At 49.8% G+C, this 1,639-nt stretch carries 1 rRNA gene; it reads right to left on the bottom strand.

Going from position 1 to position 1,639, the window contains the following annotated elements:
* Window positions 1-1,463 (bottom strand): 23S ribosomal RNA (locus tag E8E68_RS00005); the annotation flags it as partial.
* Window positions 1,464-1,639: the final 176 nt, after the last annotated feature.

Here is a 1,639-nt window from a genome sequence, read left to right as displayed (position 1 = left end):
ACCTTAAACCTGGACAACCAACGCCAGGCTGGCCTAACCTTCTCCGTCCCTCCATCGCAATAACTGGAAGTACAGGAATATTAACCTGTTTTCCATCGACTACGCTTTTCAGCCTCGCCTTAGGGACCGACTAACCCTGCGTCGATTAACGTTGCGCAGGAAACCTTGGTCTTTCGGCGTGCGAGTTTTTCACTCGCATTGTCGTTACTCATGTCAGCATTCGCACTTCTGATACCTCCAGCAAGCTTCTCAACTCACCTTCACAGGCTTACAGAACGCTCCTCTACCGCATCACCATAAGGTGATACCCGTAGCTTCGGTGCATGGTTTGAGCCCCGTTACATCTTCCGCGCAGGCCGACTCGACTAGTGAGCTATTACGCTTTCTTTAAAGGGTGGCTGCTTCTAAGCCAACCTCCTAGCTGTCTAAGCCTTCCCACATCGTTTCCCACTTAACCATGACTTTGGGACCTTAGCTGACGGTCTGGGTTGTTTCCCTTTTCACGACGGACGTTAGCACCCGCCGTGTGTCTCCCATGCTCGGCACTTCCAGGTATTCGGAGTTTGCATCGGTTTGGTAAGTCGGGATGACCCCCTAGCCGAAACAGTGCTCTACCCCCTGGAGTGATACATGAGGCGCTACCTAAATAGCTTTCGAGGAGAACCAGCTATCTCCGAGCTTGATTAGCCTTTCACTCCGATCCACAGGTCATCCGCTAACTTTTCAACGGTAGTCGGTTCGGTCCTCCAGTCAGTGTTACCTAACCTTCAACCTGCCCATGGATAGATCGCCCGGTTTCGGGTCTATACCCAGCGACTAAACGCCCTATTAAGACTCGCTTTCGCTACGCCTCCCCTATTCGGTTAAGCTCGCCACTGAATATAAGTCGCTGACCCATTATACAAAAGGTACGCAGTCACCTAACAAAGTAGGCTCCCACTGCTTGTACGCATACGGTTTCAGGTTCTATTTCACTCCCCTCTCCGGGGTTCTTTTCGCCTTTCCCTCACGGTACTGGTTCACTATCGGTCAGTCAGTAGTATTTAGCCTTGGAGGATGGTCCCCCCATATTCAGACAAAGTTTCTCGTGCTCCGTCCTACTCGATTTCATTGATAAGAGATTTTCGTGTACGGGGCTATCACCCACTATGGCCGCACTTTCCAGAGCGTTCCACTAATCTCAAATCAACTTAAGGGCTGGTCCCCGTTCGCTCGCCACTACTAAGGGAATCTCGGTTGATTTCTTTTCCTCAGGGTACTTAGATGTTTCAGTTCCCCTGGTTCGCCTCTTGCACCTATGTATTCAGTACAAGATACTCAGCTTATGCTGAGTGGGTTCCCCCATTCAGAGATCTCTGGATCACAGTCTGTTTGCCGACTCCCCAAAGCTTATCGCAGGCTACCACGTCTTTCATCGCCTCTGACTGCCAAGGCATCCACCGTATGCGCTTCTTCACTTGACCATATAACCCCAAGCAATCTGGTTATACTGTGAAGACGACATTCGCCGAAAATTCGTACGTTGCTCTTTCGAGCAGAACTCACAAATTTTACCTTAGCCTGATCCACCAGCAGTGAAACTGGTGTTCAGTCTATATCTATCACATATCCGAATTTTTAAAGAACGATCTGACAAAAG

This window comes from Pseudomonas sp. BN607, from assembly GCF_029871175.1.
Lineage (GTDB): Bacteria > Pseudomonadota > Gammaproteobacteria > Pseudomonadales > Pseudomonadaceae > Aquipseudomonas.
Note: the sequence above shows the minus strand (reverse complement) of the source record. Positions and strands in the feature narration are given on the sequence as shown.